General features: G+C 72.1%; 13 protein-coding genes and 1 tRNA gene. 8 read left to right on the top strand and 6 right to left on the bottom strand.

The features are described from left to right. Positions 1-28: 28 nt before the first annotated feature. The 3 genes from WME75_RS07095 (at position 29) to WME75_RS07085 (ending at position 3,428) form a co-directional block, all read left to right on the top strand. Entirely contained in the window at positions 29-1,108 is a 1,080-nt protein-coding gene (locus tag WME75_RS07095) for a nucleotidyltransferase domain-containing protein (protein WP_437487546.1), read from the top strand. After that, on the top strand, positions 1,108-1,824 hold the full coding sequence (locus WME75_RS07090; RefSeq protein ID WP_437487543.1) for a TIM barrel protein: 717 nt from the start codon (positions 1,108-1,110) through the stop codon (positions 1,822-1,824). The genes WME75_RS07095 and WME75_RS07090 overlap by 1 nt, the downstream gene beginning before the upstream one ends. Positions 1,825-2,012: 188 nt before the next feature. Further along, positions 2,013-3,428: an ATP-binding protein gene (locus tag WME75_RS07085; protein ID WP_437487540.1), complete on the top strand. Its 1,416-nt coding sequence runs from the start codon at positions 2,013-2,015 to the stop codon at positions 3,426-3,428. On the opposite strand, the gene WME75_RS07080 is transcribed toward WME75_RS07085, so the two are convergent. The 3 genes from WME75_RS07080 to WME75_RS07070 form a co-directional block, all read right to left on the bottom strand. Next, on the bottom strand, positions 3,425-4,729 hold the full coding sequence (locus WME75_RS07080; protein ID WP_437487537.1) for a glycoside hydrolase family 113: 1,305 nt from the start codon (positions 4,727-4,729) through the stop codon (positions 3,425-3,427). The two genes, WME75_RS07085 and WME75_RS07080, sit on opposite strands and share 4 nt — an antisense overlap. A gap of 52 nt (positions 4,730-4,781) precedes the next feature. Next, positions 4,782-6,728 carry a protein kinase domain-containing protein gene (locus tag WME75_RS07075; protein WP_437487534.1) on the bottom strand — a complete coding sequence of 649 codons (1,947 nt, stop codon included), beginning with the start codon at positions 6,726-6,728 and terminating at the stop codon, positions 4,782-4,784. 318 nt (positions 6,729-7,046) lie between these two features. Continuing rightward, the gene (locus WME75_RS07070) at positions 7,047-7,385 is read right to left on the bottom strand and encodes a transcriptional regulator (RefSeq protein WP_437487531.1); all 339 of its coding nucleotides are present in this window, start codon (positions 7,383-7,385) and stop codon (positions 7,047-7,049) included. Positions 7,386-7,589: 204 nt separating this feature from the next. On the opposite strand from WME75_RS07070, the gene fusA reads away from it, so the two are divergent. Beyond that, positions 7,590-9,701 carry an elongation factor G gene (gene fusA, locus WME75_RS07065; protein WP_437487528.1) on the top strand — a complete coding sequence of 704 codons (2,112 nt, stop codon included), beginning with the start codon at positions 7,590-7,592 and terminating at the stop codon, positions 9,699-9,701. 52 nt (positions 9,702-9,753) lie between these two features. Here fusA and WME75_RS07060 read toward each other — a convergent pair whose 3' ends face one another. Then, positions 9,754-11,385 (bottom strand): L,D-transpeptidase, encoded by a 1,632-nt coding sequence (locus tag WME75_RS07060; RefSeq protein ID WP_437487527.1) that lies wholly within the window; start codon positions 11,383-11,385, stop codon positions 9,754-9,756. A gap of 173 nt (positions 11,386-11,558) precedes the next feature. Between WME75_RS07060 and WME75_RS07055 the strand changes: the two genes are divergently transcribed. The 3 genes from WME75_RS07055 to WME75_RS07045 all read left to right on the top strand — a co-directional run bounded on the left by WME75_RS07055 (position 11,559) and on the right by WME75_RS07045 (position 13,171). Beyond that, positions 11,559-11,632: transfer RNA gene (locus WME75_RS07055), tRNA-Arg, on the top strand. A gap of 440 nt (positions 11,633-12,072) precedes the next feature. Further along, entirely contained in the window at positions 12,073-12,333 is a 261-nt protein-coding gene (locus WME75_RS07050) for a SemiSWEET transporter (protein ID WP_437487524.1), read from the top strand. Positions 12,334-12,508: 175 nt separating this feature from the next. Further along, positions 12,509-13,171 carry a methyltransferase family protein gene (locus tag WME75_RS07045; protein ID WP_437487521.1) on the top strand — a complete coding sequence of 221 codons (663 nt, stop codon included), beginning with the start codon at positions 12,509-12,511 and terminating at the stop codon, positions 13,169-13,171. Positions 13,172-13,264: 93 nt separating this feature from the next. On the opposite strand, the gene WME75_RS07040 is transcribed toward WME75_RS07045, so the two are convergent. Next, complete coding sequence (locus tag WME75_RS07040) at positions 13,265-14,560, bottom strand: serpin family protein (protein ID WP_437487518.1); 1,296 nt, start codon at positions 14,558-14,560, stop codon at positions 13,265-13,267. Between the two features lie 164 nt (positions 14,561-14,724). Between WME75_RS07040 and WME75_RS07035 the strand changes: the two genes are divergently transcribed. Then, positions 14,725-15,210 (top strand): gluconokinase, encoded by a 486-nt coding sequence (locus tag WME75_RS07035; RefSeq protein WP_437487515.1) that lies wholly within the window; start codon positions 14,725-14,727, stop codon positions 15,208-15,210. Between the two features lie 51 nt (positions 15,211-15,261). Here WME75_RS07035 and WME75_RS07030 read toward each other — a convergent pair whose 3' ends face one another. After that, positions 15,262-16,743 carry a hypothetical protein gene (locus tag WME75_RS07030; RefSeq protein WP_437487513.1) on the bottom strand — a complete coding sequence of 494 codons (1,482 nt, stop codon included), beginning with the start codon at positions 16,741-16,743 and terminating at the stop codon, positions 15,262-15,264. Between the last annotated feature and the right edge of the window lie 48 nt (positions 16,744-16,791).

Here is a 16,791-nt window from a genome sequence, read left to right as displayed (position 1 = left end):
GCGGCGGGCGCGTTCGAGGGTGCGATCGATGACACGAGACAAAGGCGGGGCGCCGCGGAGCGCCATCGAGCGGATCGGGGAGAAGGCGGGGCGGTCATGGCCGAGCATCGAGGCGGCCGCGCGGCTCTCGGCGGAGACCCGGGCGCGGCTCGCGGCGCTGCTCCGCGAGCAGATCCCGTGCGACACGAGCGCGGTCGTCTTCGGCTCGCTGGCGCGGGGCGAGTACACGACCGGCAGCGACCTCGACTGGACGCTGCTCATCGACGGTCAGGCCGACGAGGGGCACTTCAGCCAGGTCCAGGCCATCACGAAGATCCTGAGGGGGGCGAAGTTCCATGAGCCGGGCCCGACGGGCGTGTTCGGCAACGTGGCCTTCAGCCACCCGATCCTCCACCAGATCGGCGGGCAGGAGGACACGAACAAGAACACGACCCAGCGCATCCTGCTGCTCCTGGAGTCGCTCGCGATCGGCGCGCCGGACGCCCACGAGCGCGTGCTCAGGCTCGTGCTCTCGCGCTACGTGGAGGACGACCGCGGGCTGCTCTACGGCAGCAAGCGCGAGATCATCCCGATGTTCCTCCTGAACGACATCGTCCGGTACTGGCGCACCGTCGCCGTCGATTTCGTCTACAAGCAGCGGGAGCGCAGCTCGGGCTGGGCGCTCCGCAACGCGAAGCTCAGGATGTCGCGCAAGCTCATCTTCGTGAGCGGGCTCATCACCTGCTTCAGCTTCGAGCTGTTCGGCAAGGACCGGGCGACGTGGACCGACGACGGCGAGCGGATCTCGACGCCGGAGTTCGTGCGCTTCCTGAGGGAGCGCATCCGGGTGACCCCGCTGGAGAGCCTGGCCGAGGTGCTGCTCCGGCCCTCGATCTCCGCGGAGACGGCGCGCATGCTGTTCGACAGCTACGATGCGTTCCTCGCGCTCCTGTCGAACGAGGAGGAGCGGGACCGGCTGAAGCAGCTGCCGCTCGACGAGCTCGGCAGCGACCCGACGTTCAGGCGGGTGCGCGACATCGGGCGCGAGTTCCAGGGCGGGCTCAACCGGCTCTTCTTCGAGGAGGACCCGGAGCTCCGCAAGCTCATCCAGACGTACGGGGTGTTCTGATGCGATCCATCGGCTACTCGACAGGGGCGCTCGCGCTCAGCGACGTCGAGCGAGCGCTCTCGATGCTGGAGGGGAGCTCCGCGACCGCGGTGGAGCTCTCCGCGCTGCGCATCTCGGAGCTCAAGCCGCTGCTCCGGCGCCTCGGATCCCTGGACCTGTCGCGGTATCGCTACGTCTCGTTCCACGCCCCGAGCCGCTTCGACGCGGCGGAGGAGCGCGCCGTCGCCGACGCCATGGCGGAGGTGGCCGCGCTGGGCTGGCGGGTCGTCCTCCATCCGGACACCATCCATGATCTCGGCGCCTTCCGGCAGCTCGGCGGCCTGCTCGCGCTCGAGAACATGGACAAGCGAAAGCGGACGGGCCGCACGGTGGAGGAGCTCGGGCCGTTCTTCGACGCGCTGCCGGACGCGTCGTTCTGCTTCGATATCGGCCACGCGCACCAGGTCGATCGCACGATGACGGAGGCCCATTTCCTGGTGAAGGCGCACCGGACACGGCTGAAGCAGCTCCACGTGAGCGAGGTGAACGCGGGCAGCCGCCACGACGCCCTGAGCCAGAGCGCGGCGCACGCGTTTCAGCGGGTCGCCGCCCACGTCCCGGGCGACGCGGCGCTGATCCTGGAGACGCCGGCGTCGCCCGAGGAGCTGGAGCGCCAGATGGCCATCGCCAGAGCGGCGCTGTCGATCCCGAAGGGCATGGAGAAGACGCCCGGCTGATCCTGGAGACACCGCGGCGACGGCGCGCAGGCGCGCCGCTCTCGCCGGGTGCCGGCATCGACCTGGCGCGGCCGCCTCGCCGGAGCGCGCTCCGAATTTCAGAGTACCTGCTGGACGGTCCGTGGCCCCTCGAGGCGCTACGCTCGGCGCGTTCTCGGCACGCTCAGGGCCGGAATCGGGGAACAACGATGAAGCTGAAGACGCTCGCGGCCGCGAGCACCGCATGGCTCGCCGCCCTCGCGCTGCTGACGGCGAGCGGCCTCACGCTCAGCACCGCGTACCTCGACCGCGAGGTCGCGTGCCTCTTCAACCTGGTTCGAGAGGTGCGGTCCATCATGGAGCTGGAGGTCGACCTCCTCTCTTACGAGCGCGAGAGCGCCCGCGTCGCGCTGACCCAGCTCCCCGAGCACGCCCGCGCGCGCGACGCCGCCGGGCGCGAGGTGGAGCGGTGGCTCGATGACCTCCGCATGAACCCTGTCACCGCGGACAACGTCGACGCATTCAAGGCGACCGAGCGCGAGATCAAGCACTACCTCGCCGCGCGCGCGCAGGCGGACGGGACGGCGCTCCCGGTCGCCGGGCCGGAGGCTGGGCTCCCCGAGCAGGTGCACGATCGCGCCTTCACCGCGCTCGATCAACTGCTCGCCGCGAAGCTCCGCGAGGCGCGGATCGCCCGGGAGCGCGTCGACGAGATGAACAGGCTCTCGGAGGCCGTGAGCCTCGGGGCCGTCGCGATGCTGCTCGCCGGCGTCCTGCTCGCGCTCTGGCAGCTGAGCAGGCGTGCCTATCGCCCTCTCCTCGCGATCCGCGCCGCGATCGATCGCTACGGGGCCGGCGCGGTCGACGCCCGCGCGCCGCAGGGCGGGCTCGACGAGCTGCGCGAGATCGCCGTCGCGTTCAACGAGATGGCCGCCGCGCTGGCCGAGCAGCGCCGGAAGCAGCTCGGCATCCTCGCGAGCGTCGCGCACGACCTGCGCAACCCGCTCGCCGCGCTGAAGCTCACCGTCGACCGCCTCCGGCCGGATCGGCCCCTGCCGCCCGAGGAGCGGCTCAGGCCGATGCTCGCCCGCATCGGGAAGGAGGCCGCGCGCTGCGATCGCATGCTCACGGACCTCATGGATGCCGCGCGGCTCGAGGGCGGCGAGATCGAGCTGCACCACGAGACCCGCGACGCATGCGAGCTCGCCCGCGAGGTCGTGGAGCTCTACCGGCCGACGGCGATCGCGCACGAGCTCCAGCTCTCGCTGCCCGAGGAGCCCGTCCCGCTCCGCTGCGACCCGACCAGGATCGAGCAGGTGCTCAACAACCTTGTCGCGAACGCCATCAAGTACTCGCCGGAGGGCGGCGCCGTGCAGGTCGCCGTCGCGCGCGAGGGCGCCGAGGTCGCGATCGCGGTCGCCGACCAGGGCGTCGGCATCGCGGCCGAGGACCAGCGGCGGCTGTTCGAGCGCTACTGGCGCGCGCCGTCGTCGAGCCGCGTGGCCCCGGGCGTCGGCCTCGGCCTGTGGGCCGCGCGCCGCATCGCCGAGGCGCACGGCGGGCGCATCGAGGTGACGAGCGCCGCCGGCGAGGGCTCGACGTTCACCCTGCGCCTGCCGTCCTAGAGCTCGTCCGGGTCGAGCTCCCAGCCGAGGACGCCAGGCGTGCGCGCGCGGTGCCTGCCGAGCACCTCGCCGGGCAGCCAGGGGCCGTCGGCGGCCCAGCGGGCGGTGAAGGCGTCGCGCAGCACGAGCTCCGCCAGCTTGCCCCTCGGCGAGAAGCCCCACTCGGCCTCCTGCGAGACGTCGTCCGGGTCGGCGTAGAGGCGCCAGACGAAGAAGCCGGCGCAGGTGCGCGCGTCAAGGAACGGCGCCATCACCGCGGCATAGGCCTCGGCCTGCGAGCGCTGATCGACGACCACGTCCTTCATGCGGTCGGGCCACTCCCAGGGGCGCACGGCGGGATCGCGCCGCGTTGTGTAGCCGATCTCGGTGAGCAGGACCGGCTTGCCCCACGCGCGCGCCACCGCGTCCACCCCGGCCGCCACCTTGCGCCCGCCGCGCAGGAGCTCCTCGAACGACGCGCCCTCGCGCTCGGCCAGCGGGTAGAAGGCGTTGATGCCGATGAGGTCCAGCGCGTCGAAGATCAGCGTGTGCTCGACGTCGTCCCAGTTCGCCGAGTAGGTGAGCAGCCCCGGGTACACCCGGCGCACCGCCTCGATGATCGGCAGGAAGCTCGCCGCCCGCGGCGTCGTCACCCAGCTCCGGAGCTCGACGCCCACGCTGAGCATCTCGGCGCCGCCCTCGCGCGCGACCGCGGCCCACGTGAGCAGGAACCGGCGGTACGACTCGGCCCAGCGCGCCCAGCCGGCGTCGTCCCCCGGATCGATCAGCGCCCGCCACTCGCCGCTCTCGACCCAGAGGTGCGGGACGAGCAGCACCTTGAGCCCGCGCGCGTGCGCCTGCGCGATCGCCGCGAGCACGTTGCGCCGGTTCTCCTCGAACGGCGCCTCGAAGACGAGATCGACGCCGGTGCCCTTGCCGTCCCACACGCGGCCGAACGGCGTCAGGCTGACCCAGGTCGCGCCCATCGCCGCCGCCTCGTCCATCGCCCGCCCGCTCGCCGCAGTGCCGTAGCCGCGGCCCGGGTGCCGGAGGTTCTCGATCGGCCCGATCGTCACGCCGCGCACGCCGCCCCAGCCCGACTCGGCCCACCCCGTCGCGCCATGTGGCAGGCGCTCCGGCGAGATCCGCGGCGGCTCCGTTGCGATCCGCGGCGCCCACGGCGCCTCCACCGCGATCCGGGGTGCCTCCGGCGCGACCCGCGATGCGGCGCTCGCGGGCCGCGAAGGACAGCAGACAGCCGCCGCCGACACGGCGAGCGCGGCGCCCGCGGCGCCGGCGAGCGCGCATACTTCTCGACTCATCGCTGGCACGGGACGCCTTATACCAGGCAGGCGGCTCGCGGTATTGCGGACGTCACCCGCCGTCGGTGCCCTGGAGCCGCTGCGCGCCATCGCCCTGCTCGGGCGGCTGCGGCGCGCGCGCCCCCTCCTCCGCCGGCTGCGGCGCGCGCCCGATCGCGTCGCGCTGCTGCCGCGCGCGCTCGGTCCCCTCGCGCCACCGCCGCTCGCGCTCGCTCTTCTCGAGCCGCTGCCGCTCGCGCTCGACCTCGTCGTAGATCACCTCGGGGCGCTGCGGCTGGTACCGGAGCCCCCCCGGCGGCGCGACCCGCGGCGCTTCGCTGGCCGGGCCCGCAGCGCTCGCGGCGTCCGGCTCGGCCGGCGGGGGCTCGGGCGCGAGATCGGGCGCGGCAGGCACGACAACATCCGGTCGCCTCGCCACGGCGGAGGAGCGCGCCGCCTGGACCGCGCGCTTCGCCACCCCCTTCGATGCAGGCAGGGCGCTCCCGCCGGCGTCGAGCGTGCCCGTCTGCACAAGCCACACGCCGCCGAGCCCCGCGAGCATCCCGAACACCGCGAGCCCGATCGCGAGCCGGCGCGGCCACGGCGATGGCCCGCGGCGCACCAGCGTGAGCCGCTCCGTCTCGGCCGGCGCGCGCGCCTCCGCCGGTGTGACGCGCGGCGCCGGATCGGTGCTGACGCGATGCGCGAAATGGCGGCCCAGCGGAATGGGCGTCTCACCTGCCGAGCGATGCCCTGTCGCGTCCGCCTGCGGGTCCGAGGGGCGCGCCGGCGGGCTCACCATCACGACCCGCGGGGGCGGCGTGCGGCTCGCCCGCAGCTGCTCGCCGCCGTCCCACGACGCGCCCGCGTGCGACACAAGCGTGACGTCGGACTGACGGCCGCCGCCGGGCGCGTCCCACTTGGCCGTCGTCTCGAGGTCGCCCAGGAGGTCGTCGGGCGACATCCTCGGCAGATCGGCCAGCGTGTCGGGCTCCCATTCGTCCTCGACGGGCGCGGGGGCCGGCGTCGCCATGCGGAGCGTCTCGTCCGCCCGGAGCGCCTCCCACACGCGCTCGGCCGCGTCCTCCGCGCCCTCGCCACCGAAGCGCGCGAGCGCGAACGCGAGCTTCGCGACGTCCGGGGGGCGCGCCTCCGGGTCCTTGTCGAGGCAGCGCAGCAGCAGCTCCTTGAGCTCGACGGGCTCGAACTGCGGCGGGAAGGGCGCGGGCGGCTCGTGCAGGACCTTGTTGCAGATCTCGATCTCGGTCCGCCCCTCGAACGGGCTCGCCCCGCAGAGGAGCGCGTAGGCCACAGCGCCGATCGACCAGAGGTCGGCGCGCTCGTCGATGCCGCCCGCCGACCGCATCTGCTCCGGCGCCATGTAGAGCAGCGACGTCCGCATGGCGCCCGAGACGGCGTTCGGGCCCTCGCTCTCGACGCCACACGCCACGGCCGACACGCCGAAGTCGAGCACCTTCACGCTGGGCGCGCCGTCGCCGAAGCTGAGGAACAGGTTCTCGGGCTTGAGGTCGCGGTGGAGGATCCCGATGCCGTGCGCCTCGGCGACGGCCTCGCAGATCTGCAGGAGGTACTTCACCGCCTCCCTGACCCGCAACGGCCCGCGGCGCTGCAGGTAGCTCGAGAAGTCGGACCCCTCCAGGTACTCGCTGGCGACGAACGGCACGCCGTCCTCGACACCGACGTCGAGGATCCGCGCGACGTACCTGCCCGAGAGCGAGCGCGCGGCGCGCGCGCCCCGGAGCAGCCGCTCGACGGCATGCCTGTTCTCGGCGAGCGCCGGATCGACGCGCTTGAGCGCGACGCGCCGGCCTGACGCGCGATCGGTCGCGAGCTGGACGATGCCCACCCCGCCGGCGCCGATCCGCGTCTCCACCGCGTACCTGCCGGCGACGACCTCCTGCTGCCCCGGACCCGCCTCGGCCGTCCGCGACACACGCTCGGCGTCGGTCCGCTCCTGTGCGGCCGCGCGATCCTCTCCTCTGGGCTTCAGCGACGTCAACGCACTGCCTCGGTGGGGTCCGCGAGCTCCGCGAACAGCGTCAGAACCTGCCCTCTGAATAGCAGATCCAGAGTGCAGCAAGGCGTCCATGACGTGTCGTCTACCGACCACGACGACAGAGGGATGTCCGTTCTGTGCGTCGTCGGCTGGCCGGCCAGCTGGCCGGCCGGCCGGCCCGCATCCATCCATCGCTGCAGCCGATGCAGCCGCTCCACCGTGCTTCGCCATCCAGACATTCCCAGCCATGCAGCCCAGCGATGCGCCGTCCATGCCACGCGCGTCCTGCCCGCCGCGCCGCCCCTCAGCCGTCCACGCGGCTCACGGCGGGAGCCCCAGCGCGAGCGCAACCAGGGTGTCGACGCCGCTCAGGACCAGGACGAGCGCCGCGGCGCACGCCGCGCCGAGCCCGAGCGCCTTCAGCGCGCGCCAGCGCCGCGGCCCGCGGGCGTCCAGCCGCCCGTGCTGGACGCCGCGCGTGACCCAGCACCACCCGAGCATGGACAGCGGGCCGAACGCGTAGAGCGCCGCGCCCCAGGTCGCTCCGTTCCAGCAAGCAGCGCGCTGCTCGGGCGTGAGCCGCCGTCGATCCCACCGCTGCAGCGCGAGCGGCAGCGCGATGCCGAGCACCATCTGGATTGCGAGGCGGAGAGTGCTCATGTCGCGCTCCGGGAGCCCGGGCGCGCCTTCCGCTCAGGCAGCGCCGGACAAGCGCTGTTCGATCGAGCACGCCGCGGCGCGTCGCGGCAGAGCTCGGGTGAGCGACTCGGTGCCCGTCTTCGCTGTCCTCCTGCGTCGAGGAAAGCACCGCAAAAATCGCGTGCCGGCCTTCTCGATCCCGATGGGGGTTGATACGAACGAGGAATGACAACGACTGAGGCAGGGGACATCAGGAACGTTGCAATCATCGGACACAAGGGGGCTGGGAAGACATCGCTCGCCGAGGCCATGCTGTACGTCGCCAAGGCGACGGCCAAGCTCGGCAAGGTGGACGACAAGTCGAGTGTCCTCGACGACACCGCCGAGGAAAAAGAGCACGTTTGCTCGTTCGAGGCGAGCGTCGCGCACCTCTCCTGGGGCGGGAAGAAGATCAACCTCGTCGACACGCCGGGAGAGGGGAGCTTCCTCGCCGAGACGCGGCTCGCCCTCGCGGCGGTCGACGCGGCCATCGTCGTCGTGAGCGGCAAGGACGGCGTGCAGCCGATCACCGAGCGCGTCTTCGGCTGGGTGAAGGAGGCGAAGCTGCCGTGCATGATCGTCGTCACGAAGGTCGACGCCGAGAACGCGCGGCCTGACGAGGTGCTCGCCGAGGTCCGCGCGCGCCTCAAGGCGCCGCTCGCGGTGATGGAGGAGCGCATCGGCGAAGGGGTCCAGTACCGGGGGGTCGTCGCGACCCGGACGAAGAAGGCCTGGCTCGACAAGCCCGAGGCGCCCGCCGCTGCCGCGGGCTCTCCCGTGCCGGCCGACGCCGCGGGGGCCGTCGAGAAGGCCCGGGCCAAGCTCGTCGACGACGTCGCCGGCAGCGACGACGAGCTCACCGAGCGGTACCTGACCGAGGGCGACCTCACGCAGCAGGAGCTCGATCAGGGGCTCCGCGCCGCGGTTCGCCGGGGGGCGCTGGTCCCTGTCTACTTCGCCTCCGGGGTCCGCCCGAGCGGCGCCGCCGCGCTGCTCGACGGCATCGTCGAGCTCGTGCCCCCGCCGGCCGAGCACCCGGCGTGGACCGGCGTCGTCCCGAGCGGCAAGCCGGGCGCCGCGCCGCAGGCCGTCGAGCGGCCGCCGTCGGCGGACGCGCCGGCGGCGGCGTTCGTCTTCAAGACGTCGATCGATCCGCACGCCGGCCGCACCTCGTTCGCGCGCGTGCTCTCCGGCGTGCTCCGGCCCGACGCCGCGCTGCTCAACGCGAACACGGGCAGCGCGGAGCGCCTCGGCAAGATCCACAGCGTCGTCGGCAAGGATCACAAGCAGATGGAGGAGGCGCGCGCCGGCGACATCGTCGCGCTGCACAAGCTGAAGACCACGCTGAGCGGGCACACGCTCTGCGACGAGAGGCACGCGTTCCTGTTCAGCGCGCCGGAGCTGCCGCCGGCCCTCTTCTCGCGCGGCGTGAGGTTCGACGCGAAGGGCGGCGAGGACAAGGTCGGCAACGCGCTCCACCGGCTGACCGAGGAGGACCCGGGGCTCAGCGTGCACCAGGACGCGTCGACCCGCGAGCTCGTCGTCTCGGGCCTGGGCGCACTGCACCTGGAGATCACGGTGGAGCGCATCCGGCGGCGCGTCGGGATCGACTGCCGGCTCGGCCCGCCTCACATCGCCTACAAGGAGACGATCTCGAGGAGGGTCACGAACGTCGAGGGCAAACACAAGAAGCAGACCGGCGGCCATGGCCAGTTCGGCGTCTGTTACATCGACATGGAGCCTCTGCCTCGCGGCGGCGGCTTCGTCTTCGAGGACGCGGTCGTGGGAGGCGCCGTGCCGCGGCAGTTCATCCCCTCGGTCGAGAAGGGCATCGTCAAGTCGATGTCGAAGGGCGTCCTGGCCGGCTACCCGATGGTCGACGTCAAGGTGCGGCTCTTCGACGGCAAGTACCACGACGTCGACTCCTCGGACGCGGCCTTCCAGATGGCGGGCAGCAAGGCGTTCAAGGCCGCCGCCGCGCAGTGCGCGCCGGTGCTGCTCGAGCCCATCGTGCGGCTCTCGGTGACGGTGCCGAGCGCGGCGATGGGCGACATCATCGGCGACATCAACAGCCGCCGCGGGAGGATCATCGGCACGGACGCGTTCGAGGATCAGACGATCGTGAACGCGTTCGTCCCGCTCGCCGAGGTGCTCGAGTACGAGTCGAAGTTGAAGAGCATGACCCAGGGCAAGGGCACCTTCACGATGAGCGTCGAGCACCTGGAGGTCTGCCCGCCCGCGGTGCAAGAGAAGGTGATCAAGGAGAGCGGCTTCAAGGTCGAGGCCGACGAGGACTGACCGCGCACCTCGCGCGTCCCCACCCGGTAGCTCAACCGCAGGCCCTCAGGACCTACGGATGGATATGGACGAGGGTCCCCTCCCCCGTGGCCCGCCCCGCGCTGGCCCCGTGCCACCCGTCGGGCACCGGCGGATCGGTCCAGAGGAACACCCGGCGCGCGTCGACCGGCGACAGGTTGATGCACCCGTGGCTGCGCGGATTGCCGTAGTCGTCGTGCCACGGCGCCGCGTGGATCGCGTAGCCGGCCTCGAAGTACTGCACCCACGGCACGTCGCGGAGCTCGAACTTGTTGTCGACCTCGTGCGCGTCCATCGTCGTCGTGACGTGCTTGTCGCGGATCCGGAACGTCCCGCGCACGGTCGAGAAGGTCTTCCTGGGGTCGCCGAGCCCGTCGCGGCCCGTCGCCGCCGCGGTCGCATAGACGGGCCTCTTGCCCTCGTAAAGGATGAGCGTCTGGCTGAGGATCGAGATGTCGATCCACTTCACGTCCCCCTGCGCGAACGACGGCAGCTCCGAGGGCTTCACCGCGATGGCGACGTCGGAGTCGCGCACCCACGTCCCGTCCTTCGCCTCGACGAGGCGCGCGCCGCCGACCTTCCTCGAGCGCCCCGTGAGCTGCACGGCGGTGTGCCAGGGGAGCTCGCCCGTCTTTTCCATCTGGCCGCCCGAGATGTCGTAGCGCTTCGCCTTCTGCCGGTGCACGAACGCGAGGGGCAGCTCCCATCCCTTGGTCATGTCCACGCCGTGAAACGTGGAGCCGCGGGCAGGCTTGAGCTTCGACGTGGGCACGAGCCGCGCGTCGGTGGTCAGCGCGAAGCGCCGCCCGCCGTCGCCCATGAAGGTGTCGATGAGGGCGAGCCCCCCCTTGCGCGCGATCCGGTTGGTGATGATCGCGTAGCCCGGGACCTTGAACGACGAGATGTTCGGGAGCTGCCGCCCGCCCTTGAAGAACCAGGGGATCTCGTCGCTGCCGTTGCCGCCGAAGAGCTCGCTGTCGCCGAGCTCGGGCGCCTCGGCGGGCGGGTCGCCGGTCGCGTTGCCCTGCGCGTCGAGCGGCACGTCGTTGGCGCCGATCTTGACCTCGTCCCACTTCTTCTTGAGCTTCTTGTAGCTGCGGAGGTGCCGCTCGAGGCTCATCTCGTACTTGAGCTGCTCCTTCATCGCCGGCATCCGGTAGTAGTTCGGCGCGATGGCCCTGACGAAGGCGTACGGGTACGGCATCGGCTTGGACAGGTCGGGCCGCCGCGTGAGCGCCCGGAGGATCGGGTGCTGCATGTCGATCGTGGCGTCGCTGTCGGCGCACATGTACCCGGCGGGCAGCACGCGGTAGTAGCCGCCCTGGCAGTCGTCGAACGAGACGGGCTTTTCCCCGCGGGGCGCCGTCCCGCCCGCGCGGAGGTAACCGAGCTTGGCGGAGCGGCGGTCCGCCTTCTCGTAGATGGGCGCGACCATCTGCACGGCCCCGATGCGGGGCCCGTCGGCGCGCGGGAGGGTGGCGGGGTCGTTCTCGGCGGACGTCTGGGCGGCGCCCGCGGAGAGGCTGATGATGCCCTCGGGCGTGACGTTCTCCCCGCTGCTGCAGGCCGGCAGGACCGGCAAGGCGAGGGCGGCGACCGCCAGGGCGGGCGGGAAGAAACCGCGCGCGGGGGCCGGGATCGCGGAGCTTCGCTTTCGGGCGTCCATGCTCCGGGAATGCCGGACAGACGGGCCGGTGGCCAAATTTTGGCCGACGCCGACGCCCTCGCGCAGCGGCCGGGAGCGCCGTCGCGCAGCGTCGGTGCACGACATTGCTGGAAGTGGTTGCGCGGAAGCCCGGCCCCGGGTAGGTTCGGGGCCCTCGCGAACCCCGCGAGAGTGCGCCACTAGCTCAGCTGGATAGAGCGTCGGCCTCCGGAGCCGAAGGCCGCAGGTTCGAATCCTGCGTGGCGCGCTGGGTGTTCGACGATCCCGTAACCTCGGAGGTCGTCTGGGTCACCGCTTCCCGGAGAGCGGACCCCTGTCCAAGATCCTCGCCCCCGGGCGGTGGCGTTCTCGGCGGGGGCGGCGGATCGCGTTCGACGGCAAGAAGCGCCCCTTCCTGCGGCTCGGGTTCGCAGCGCTGGACGAGCGAGAGATCCGCGAGGTGGTGGAGAGGAGGGTCGAGGCGCTGTGAGCGGCCAGACGGGCGACCCGACAGAGCGCCGCCACGGCCCAGCGCGTGGAAGCAGCGAACGCGGCAGAGGGACAGGAGATCCCGCCTGTCTGTCCGCGGTCGGGAGGGCAGCTCTCACCCCTCGGGCGATGGCGGCACGTCGACAAAACCTCTGTCTCTCCCTTCTCGCGAGCTTACCGTATGCAGCGGGGGCGAACCGAAGGGACACGAACCACCAGATGAATCCAGACGTAGTGACCGCCCTCGGGCTCGTCGCGGCGACCCTCACCACGATCTCCTTTCTTCCGCAGGTGCTGCGCACGCTGCGCACGCGCGACACGAGCTCGATCTCGGTCGGGATGTACGCGGCCTTCGTCACCGGCGTCGGCCTGTGGCTCGTTTACGGCCTGCTCACCGACGACATGCCGATCATCGTCGCGAACGCGATCACGTTCGTCCTCTCGGGCACCGTGTTCGTCCTCAAGCTCCGATACGGCTGAACCGCCCTTTTCCCGCCAACCCGGCGACCGCGCGAGAACCCGTATGTCCCCGGCTCCCCGCCGAGAGGCGCGCTGCGCCCGCGGTGGATGGATGATGGATCCGACACGGCACCAGGCCCTGATGGCTTGACCGCACCCGCACCCCCTCTCACCATTCAACATAAGGGGGAACACAATGAATAGCGCGGTGCTCTACGACCTCGCGATGCGGCTGCCGCTCGCTGTCCTGATGCTCTATAATGCCCTGTTCGTCGGGCGGGATATCTACGTTCACCTGTTTCTCTGGCGCGAGCCTGCGGGGCTCACGTACGGGACGACGCTGGCCGCGCTCCTCGTCACGGAAGCGTACCTGCTGCTCGTCGCGGCGCTCACGCTGGTTCGCCTCCGCCCGGTACGCAAGCTGAGCGGCATCGTGCCTCGCATCACCGCGCTCGCCGCCGGCCTGCTGCCGGCGAGCCTGGCGTGGCTGCCCAGGGTCCCGCCGACGCCCGGCCGTCAGGTCGTGGGTACGCTCCTCATGGTCGCGGGTCTGGCGCTCGCCGTGGCCAGCATCGGATGGCTGGGCAAGTCGTTCAGCCTCATGCCCGAGGCGCGCCGCCTCGTCACGGGCGGCCCGTACCGCCTGGTACGCCATCCGGTCTACCTCGCGACGGTGATCCAGGGCGCCGGGCTGATCTTGCTCTATCCGTCCACCGCCGCACTCCTGATCTACGCGGTCGAGGTGGTCTTGCAGATCATCCGCATGGGGTACGAGGAGCGCGTGCTGCGCGACACCTTCCCCGAATACGACGACTACGCGCGCCGGACCTCTGCGCGGCTCATCCCCCGCGTCTACTGACGAGGCGCTCGCGCGACCCTTCACCCCCGGCGGCGCCGCGCGACAAAATGCCACGCTGTCACAAGGGCGCCTCATCGAGGCCCTCGAGGCGATTCAACCGGACGGGTTGACCACGCGGCCGACGAACAGGATCGCGCCGCTCGCGTGGTCCCGGATGAGGAAGAGGAACGGACGGTCGAAATGGAGGGTGGCGGGCTCGGGCGCCGACGTCTCGCCGATGACCACCGCCGTCGCCGCCGCCGCCTCGGTGCCCGCCTCGTTCACGGTGACGAACGCCTTGTGGAGCACGTCGCTGATGGTGAGCCCGCCTTGCCCGTTGATCCCCGAGAAATCCGCGAGGTCGGAGAAGGCGATGGGCATCCCCAGCTCGGTGAGCGGCGGGACGAGATCGAGGGTCGACTCGATCTCGAACCTCGGCAGCGTCATCGTGACGCTCCGCGACCCGAGCGAGGCAAGGACGCCATCGAGCCGCTCCCGGTCGAGCCCAGCCTCGAAGCCCCCGAGCTCCGACGGGAGCACGAGCACCATCGACAGCTCGCCGCCGTCATAGGGCATCTCCAGCGCCTCGTAGCCGTCGCCCTCGCCATAACGGACCTGCGCGTTGCCGGTCATCATCGGCACGGAGACCGTGGAGCCGTCGGCCAGCGTGAAATCGCCGGGGGCCGTCTCCTCCTCCTCGAACGGAAACTGCCATGCTGCGTTGAAATAGATGGCGTTCGTCAGCACGAGCCGGGTCCCGGGCTGGATGGCGCCTTCGGGCAGGATGTCCTTGATCCGGTCCTCGGTGCGCTCGGCCACCCAGCCGTTGATGATCCTCCGCGCCTCCCCGGGCGCCTGGACGAAGTCGACGACGTGCAGCCCGGCCCCGTAGCTCTCCGCGAGCACGTCGAGGAACGACGGCGCGAACGAGGAGCCGACCTGCCCCCAGATCGCATTGGCCACGTTGAGCCGGAACCCCTCGCCGTCCTGCCCCTCGGCGCCGTCGCCGCGGCTCGCGAGCGCCAGATCGAGCGCGTTGAACGCCGGATGAAGCCGCTCCTGCGGCAGGGTGAAGCGCAGCGCGCGCGCCATCTGCTCCGCGGTCTCTCCGCGGGCGCCGGCGTACGTCATCGCCAGCGCGCTCGACACGCTGTACGGCGAATAGAAGAGGTTGCCCGGCCCGGCGCCGACCTGACGGTAGAGCTCGAGCGCAAAATCCGTGTTGCCGGAGGCGAGCTCCTTGGCATCGGCCTCCGGCACGTCGGGCTCGCGGATCCGCTGCTTGTCCGAGGCGACGACGCAGCCCGCGGTGTCCGGATCGCTGCAACCGGACGGCGAGGGCTGCGGCGCCGGCCCGGTGGCGTCAGAGACGCAACCGGCGAAGATCAGGGAGAAGGGCAACAGGACCACAGAGATCGGAGGCCTACGCATGCGCCCGGCTCAGCAGGCGGCGTGCCGGCCCACCGGGGCGCGAGCGCCGGCAGGCGATGCCACGGGACGGAGCCGCGCATGATAGGATGCGACCCCGTCATGCGGAGAGCCCGAGAGACAGCCCTCGGAGGGGCGCGGCGCCCGTGATCGCGATCGTGATGGGCGTGAGCGGCGCCGGAAAGACGACGGTCGGGGCGCGCCTCGCGCGCGAGCTCGGATGGGAGTTCATCGACGCCGACGACCTCCACCCCGCCGCCAATGTCGAGAAGATGCGCTCCGGCAAGCCGCTCGACGACCGCGATCGCGCGCCGTGGCTCGCCGCGCTCTCGGCGTGCATCCGCCGGCTCCTCGACGAAGGGCGCGACGCCGTGCTCGCCTGCTCGGCGCTCAAGGCGGCCTACCGCGCGCAGCTGCTCGTCGACCCCGCGCGGATGCGCCTCGTGCACCTGACCGGCGATCCCGCGCTGATCGCCGCGCGCCTCGCGACGCGGACGGAGCACTTCATGCCGCCCGGCCTCCTGACGACGCAGCTCGCCGCGCTGGAGCCGCCGGAGGACGCGATCCGCGTCGACATCGGCGGCACCCCCGAGGAGATCGCCGCCGACATCCGCCGCGCGCTCGGCCTGTGAGCCTCGCCCGCCGCGCAGCGCCCGCGCGGGACCGCAGCGCCTGCGCGCGGGTCAGCGTGATTCGGACAGGCGCGACAGGAAGAGCGCGCCCTGCTCGCTGGAGAGCTCGTCGCCCCCCAGCGCGATCGTGCCCCGGAACCACCCGGCCAGCACCGGCCGCTCCCACGGGTCCATCTCCAGCCCGGAGACACGGACGTCCGCGCCGATGCGCTGGGTCCACTCCTCCTCCCCGCTCGCGCTGAGCCCGGCCGCCCACGCGCTGCACGACGCCGGATCCTCGGCCGCCTCGCACAGCGCATCGCCGGCCAGCACCACGCCCTCCTCGCTCGCCGTGACCTGGCGGGGGCTCTGCGCGTCGAAGCGCTTCACCCAGAGCACGTCGCCGTTATCGTCGAGCTTGGCCACGAACGGCCGCGGCCCGCCCGGCAGCTCGGGATCGCCGAAGACGCCGCTGCCGGAGAGCAACGCGGCGCCGTCCGGAGCCACCGCGAGGTCGAACGCCATCTCGAGCTGATCCGACGAGCCGCGGAACCGCTGGTGCCACTCGAGATCCCCGCCGTCGTCGAGCTTCGTCACGAACGTCGCCGAGCCGCGCCCGTCCTGGCTCGCGAGGTACACGTTGCGGTGCTCGTCGACCTCGATGCCGATCTCCTCGCTGTCCGATCCGCTCGGCGGCAGGCTGACCCACGCGACGTGGCCGGAGGCGTCGAGCCGGACGACGAAGGCGCCGATCGCTCGCCGCTCGATCCGCACGCCGGCGACCTTCGCCGCCCCCTCGAGCCTGCCGAGCACGAGCGCGCCGCCATCGCCGTCGGCCGCGAGCGCCGTGCCGCTCAGGATAGCGTCCTCGTCCGCGGTGATCTGCGCCGCCCAGCGGGTCGCGCCGCTCGGGCCGAGCTTCGCGACGAACAGATCGGCGCCCGAGGGCGACGCCGCCGTGAGCCGGCGCGTTCCGAGATCGAGGGTGCCGGAGAACTCGCCGAGCACGAGCGCGTGGCCCCCCTTGCCCGCGGCGACGTCGACGGCCCCCTGCGCCACGGCGTCGCCGAACCGCTTGCCCCAGAGTGGATTGCCGCACGCATCGAGCTTCGCCACGAAGGCGTCCGCCGCGCCCGCGCTCTCCAGCCGGGTGTCGCCGAAGCGGAGCTCGCCCTCGAAGGAGCCGGCCAGCAACGCACCCCCCGTCGGGTCCATGGCGAAGCCGCGCAAGGTCGCGCTCGTGACAGGAAACTGCCGACTGAACGGGCGCCGCCGGCAACCCGGCTCGGCCCGCGCGCCCGCGCCCGGCTCCTCCGCGCCGGACACGCTGCGGCCGCGTTCGACCGCGGCGTCCTGACACACGCCGTCGCGATCAGCTGCCCCCGTCCCGCACATTCCGGGGGGCGATCTGTGCTCCACGTTCGCCCCCACCGGCGCGACGCCGTCGCGCCCCGGCTCGCCCTCCGCCACGCCGCCCGCAGCCCCCGAGACACAACCAGCTCCGCAGCAGATGACGCCACAGAGCGCGCCCAGCGCCCCCAAGACAGACCGCATACCGCATTCTCCTCTCCCGCCTCGACGCGGGCAGACTGGAAACACTGC

Origin of the sequence: Sorangium sp. So ce1014, assembly GCF_051521505.1 — a bacterium.
Taxonomy (GTDB): domain Bacteria; phylum Myxococcota_A; class Polyangia; order Polyangiales; family Polyangiaceae; genus Sorangium.
This window is presented reverse-complemented; position numbering and strand designations above follow the sequence as displayed.

What these genes read in the sequence shown, in the direction of transcription:
- WME75_RS07095 (WP_437487546.1), top strand. Translation starts at nt 29, where the DNA reads ATGACACGAGACAAAGGCGGGGCGCCGCGGAGCGCCATCGAGCGGATC.
- WME75_RS07090 (WP_437487543.1), top strand. Translation starts at nt 1,108, where the DNA reads ATGCGATCCATCGGCTACTCGACAGGGGCGCTCGCGCTCAGCGACGTC.
- WME75_RS07085 (WP_437487540.1), top strand. Translation starts at nt 2,013, where the DNA reads ATGAAGCTGAAGACGCTCGCGGCCGCGAGCACCGCATGGCTCGCCGCC.
- WME75_RS07080 (WP_437487537.1), bottom strand. Translation starts at nt 4,729, where the DNA reads ATGAGTCGAGAAGTATGCGCGCTCGCCGGCGCCGCGGGCGCCGCGCTC.
- WME75_RS07070 (WP_437487531.1), bottom strand. Translation starts at nt 7,385, where the DNA reads ATGAGCACTCTCCGCCTCGCAATCCAGATGGTGCTCGGCATCGCGCTG.
- fusA (WP_437487528.1), top strand. Translation starts at nt 7,590, where the DNA reads ATGACAACGACTGAGGCAGGGGACATCAGGAACGTTGCAATCATCGGA.
- WME75_RS07060 (WP_437487527.1), bottom strand. Translation starts at nt 11,385, where the DNA reads ATGGACGCCCGAAAGCGAAGCTCCGCGATCCCGGCCCCCGCGCGCGGT.
- WME75_RS07050 (WP_437487524.1), top strand. Translation starts at nt 12,073, where the DNA reads ATGAATCCAGACGTAGTGACCGCCCTCGGGCTCGTCGCGGCGACCCTC.
- WME75_RS07045 (WP_437487521.1), top strand. Translation starts at nt 12,509, where the DNA reads ATGAATAGCGCGGTGCTCTACGACCTCGCGATGCGGCTGCCGCTCGCT.
- WME75_RS07030 (WP_437487513.1), bottom strand. Translation starts at nt 16,743, where the DNA reads ATGCGGTCTGTCTTGGGGGCGCTGGGCGCGCTCTGTGGCGTCATCTGC.